Genomic DNA, 514 nt, shown 5'->3' on the forward strand with positions numbered 1-514 from the left:
CCTGACCCGGAGCGAGCTGCACACCCAGCTCGATCGCCTTGGCTTCCACCGCCGCCCAGCACAGATCATCGAGTTCGGCGCCGCGGCCCATCCACTTCGCCTGCGCGTCGATCGGCTGCCGATCCGCCTTGCTCAGGCCCTTGCCCAGCGCGACATGGGCGGGACGGCCCTTGCGGTAACGGCGCTCGGCACGCGCGGCCACACACTTGCGACACGCCCACCGCACACCGATCGCGGTCGCGGCCACCGTCGCCAGCCCGCCGCCGACGAGGGTGCCCAGTGCGGCGGTGGCCTCACCGGTCCACGCAATATCGTGGGTGGCCATCAGGTGCCAGCCCAGCGCGACGGGGTTCTTCAGCGGCACATCCTGTGCCGGGCCGCCGTACATCGGGGCCGCCCACACCGCTGCACCGGCCAGCTCGATCAACGACGGCACCCCCACCGCCAAACCGAGCGCCGCGCCGTACTGCGCGTTCTCGCCGCTGGACATCGACGGGGCCTTCTGACTGCGGTG

At 72.0% G+C, this 514-nt stretch carries 1 pseudogene; it reads right to left on the bottom strand.

The window, feature by feature from the left end:
- A pseudogene (locus A5780_RS23115) lies at positions 1–490 on the bottom strand (hypothetical protein); the annotation flags it as partial.
- Positions 491–514: the final 24 nt, after the last annotated feature.

This window comes from Nocardia sp. 852002-20019_SCH5090214, from assembly GCF_001665865.1.
GTDB lineage: Bacteria > Actinomycetota > Actinomycetes > Mycobacteriales > Mycobacteriaceae > Nocardia > Nocardia nova.